Below are 2,961 nucleotides of genomic sequence, written 5' to 3'. Positions count from 1 at the left end.
TTTTTCATAGCCCCATCTGAGACCCTTTGTTTTTGAACGGCAAATTTATTTCGGTGGATGGATACGAAAGAGTTCCGGTCTTCGCCCTTTGTCCCGAAAAAAATAACGCCGGACGGCTTCGCTGTCCCCAACATTTTTTGTCGTCCAAAACTTTTCTTAATCCCTCCTTCCTTATTGTTGTGTGCCGTAAAAAAAAGGCTCATAAACTCAGATGGGGCATGAAAGCTCAAAAAAAAAGTCGGCAGAAAGAAAAGGCCATCCCGGAAAGGGGTTTTAAAAAAAGGTCTTTAAATCTAGCTGAAGCATAAAATTAGAAGTTTAACAATCCCAAAAAACAACGAGTTATGTCACGAGTACACTATTTAGAAGGAGATTATGAACAGTTAGTTATTAATGAAACGATAGACGGTCTTTTTTCCAGTTATCGTATAGACCGCAATTCATTGCCAAAAGGATTTTTCCTTTATGAGATTAGATGGGATGACAGCTTATCTTCATTGGCAGAGATTAGCCCCTCTGTGGTGGTGAATCATGCAGGTTCATTCATTACAAAGTCACCCCTTGAATTTGATGCAAACAATAGCATACGGATAACCTATACCAATTTTATCGAGTTCTGCCAGTTTGGTGAGTGGGCTTATGAGAAACTGGCTGTATTGGATTGTAATTCCGGTAATGTTGCGGTGATAAGCCCAGACAGGAGATTGCAGACCACTGAAGAGATTGAGATTTTTTTGAGTGGGCATTGTGGCTATCATCTGAGTGAGATTAATTGGATGGTGATGAAAGGCGATGTGCTGTTTTTGAACGAGAACGATTTTTAATGAGTATAACCGTAACTGCCTCTTGGAATGGGGCAATTACATAAAATATTATAAGTATGAAGTGGATAGATAAGATGGTAGAACGCATTACCCGAAAAGAAACTGCTTTAAATGACCACTTTTGTGTAAATCGGCATACGGTTGTATGTCAGAGTGGTATGACTGATTATGTTTCTGTAACGATTGATAATACCGATGGTTTTGATTTCGATTTTTGGACAAAACAACTTTGTTTTGAGAAGGACTGTAAATATCGCTCGGAGATAAAAGCGGCTTTTGATAAAATCTATGGCACAAGGAATATAGAATGTTGTGAATAATGAAGTCAGAAAAGTATGATACCAAAGGAGATAATGAAACTTTATGAAAAGCTTGCTTTCAGTCGGGGATATGAAGAAGCCTTTCGGGATTTTTTGGATGTTTGTCTTTACTATTTGTCTGTCGGGATGTTGGCGGAGGATTATCGTAGAGTGGAAAAAAGATATAAGCCATATGAAATGGAACTTTTTGTTCAAATGTTTTATAGGGTGTCTGAATATTCGGAAGGATTTTGCGATGTCTTGGGAGATATGTTCATGGAGTGTGTCAGTCATGGGAATAACGGACAGTTCTTTACCCCGATACACGTTGCTGATTTGATGGCATGTATGGGGGGAAATAGGCTGAAACCTAAACAGTCGGTCTGTGATTCGTGCTGTGGTTCCGGCAGGATGCTACTTTCCGCTGTAAAAAAATGTGCGGAAGAGAATGATGGAGGAAGGCTTTTTTGTTATGGCTCGGATATAGATTTGATTTGTGTAAAGATGACCGTTGTCAATCTGATGATGAATAGCGTACCCGGTGAAGTCGCATGGATGAATACATTGACAATGCAGCATTGGAGAAGTTATCATATAGATTTACAGCTGATAGCCGGAGTATGGTTGCCTATTTTAAAGATAACGGAAGCAGGTGACACTTCTTTTATTAGGAAACTTGAAAATGCAATGGAGGATAATTCTGAATTGAAGAGGTCGATTCAGAGCAACGCAAGGGCTACGCAGCTGACTTTTGATTTTTGACAAGATAAATATGTAAAAAGGATTTTGGTATGAAAGCAATAAGAACAAAAGAGGTGAATGAGAACGTCAAAGCGGCGAACAGTTGTTTGCGTAAAGCGAAATGGCAGGCTAAGGAATTGGCTGTTTTTACAGGTGAAGTAGTGCGTCTGATGGATAAGGAAGGGCATTCTCTACAAGGGTTCTTTAATCGGGTGGAGTTTGTTCTGGTGGACGGCACTATTAAATTCCGTGTAGTTATAAATCCTATTCTTGAATGTGAGAACTGTATAATGGCTTCTTGCCATGAAGACTATCTTTATGAGGTGGTCTCGGTGGAAAAGTTTACCTATAAAAATTATAGGTATCATTTGTAATGATATTGTATTTTAATGATTATAAACTGATTTATATTATAACAATGATGGGCAAAATTAATAATATTCCCGTTTTGAATGAAGATGTTATTCGTTTGGTTGTACTCAATGAGGAAATTATTGGGTATATCTATCCACGAAGGACTTCTTATGTGGTGGCATTGGAGATAAAGCCGGGACGTACTACCTCTTTGGCTACATCTGTCAATAAACAATGCATGGTTTTGTTGAGTGATAAGGTTCGTTTGGCCACGGAACAGGATTTCGATGATTTTCATATATGCTTTGATGGTTTCAGAAATAACACTATGTATTGTTATAATCAGGGAACGGAACCTATATACCTTCAATGAAGCACATTCTCCCTTCTTTTGGATTAGGGAAGGGAGGGTATTTTGCTGTCCGCTACTTTTTGGCAAGCACCCCAAAAAAGTAGCAAAAAACGCTTGGAGTTACTGGTAATCCCATTAATTTGCGTTCACGCAGTATTCTTTCCCACCCTCCCCTTCATCGGAATGACTGTTCTCATTTCCGGTTTACCCGTAGTCATCCGCTATGCGGCTGATTATGGGCAAACCAGAAAAGAGAAGTTCCAAACGTGGGCGGGATTGCAATGGTCATCATCCGGAGCTTCGGCATTGCCGAAACAACCTCCTTCTTCCGTATTGCAGTCCCTTCCTTTTACCGTTTGTCCCGGCAGTCCGTTGCTAACCCGTTCCCCCC

At 39.8% G+C, this 2,961-nt stretch carries 5 protein-coding genes; all 5 read left to right on the top strand.

Annotation, left to right across the window (positions count from 1 at the left end):
• Positions 1–344 precede the first annotated feature (344 nt).
• The 5 genes from DWX84_RS21230 (at position 345) to DWX84_RS21210 (ending at position 2,591) form a co-directional block, all read left to right on the top strand.
• Complete coding sequence (locus DWX84_RS21230; RefSeq protein WP_005868767.1) at positions 345–824, top strand: LPD28 domain-containing protein; 480 nt, start codon at positions 345–347, stop codon at positions 822–824.
• A 56-nt stretch (positions 825–880) separates the two neighbouring features.
• Positions 881–1,144 (top strand): hypothetical protein, encoded by a 264-nt coding sequence (locus DWX84_RS21225; RefSeq protein ID WP_005868765.1) that lies wholly within the window; start codon positions 881–883, stop codon positions 1,142–1,144.
• A 15-nt stretch (positions 1,145–1,159) separates the two neighbouring features.
• A complete protein-coding gene (locus DWX84_RS21220; RefSeq protein ID WP_005868764.1) occupies positions 1,160–1,885 on the top strand; it encodes an N-6 DNA methylase in 726 nt (241 codons plus the stop codon).
• Between the two features lie 29 nt (positions 1,886–1,914).
• Positions 1,915–2,238 (top strand): hypothetical protein, encoded by a 324-nt coding sequence (locus DWX84_RS21215; protein ID WP_005868762.1) that lies wholly within the window; start codon positions 1,915–1,917, stop codon positions 2,236–2,238.
• 74 nt (positions 2,239–2,312) lie between these two features.
• Entirely contained in the window at positions 2,313–2,591 is a 279-nt protein-coding gene (locus tag DWX84_RS21210) for a hypothetical protein (RefSeq protein WP_224201642.1), read from the top strand.
• Positions 2,592–2,961: the final 370 nt, after the last annotated feature.

It is taken from the genome of Parabacteroides sp. AF21-43 (genome assembly GCF_003635435.1).
In the GTDB taxonomy this organism is placed as follows: Bacteria; Bacteroidota; Bacteroidia; order Bacteroidales; family Tannerellaceae; genus Parabacteroides; species Parabacteroides distasonis.
This window is presented reverse-complemented; position numbering and strand designations above follow the sequence as displayed.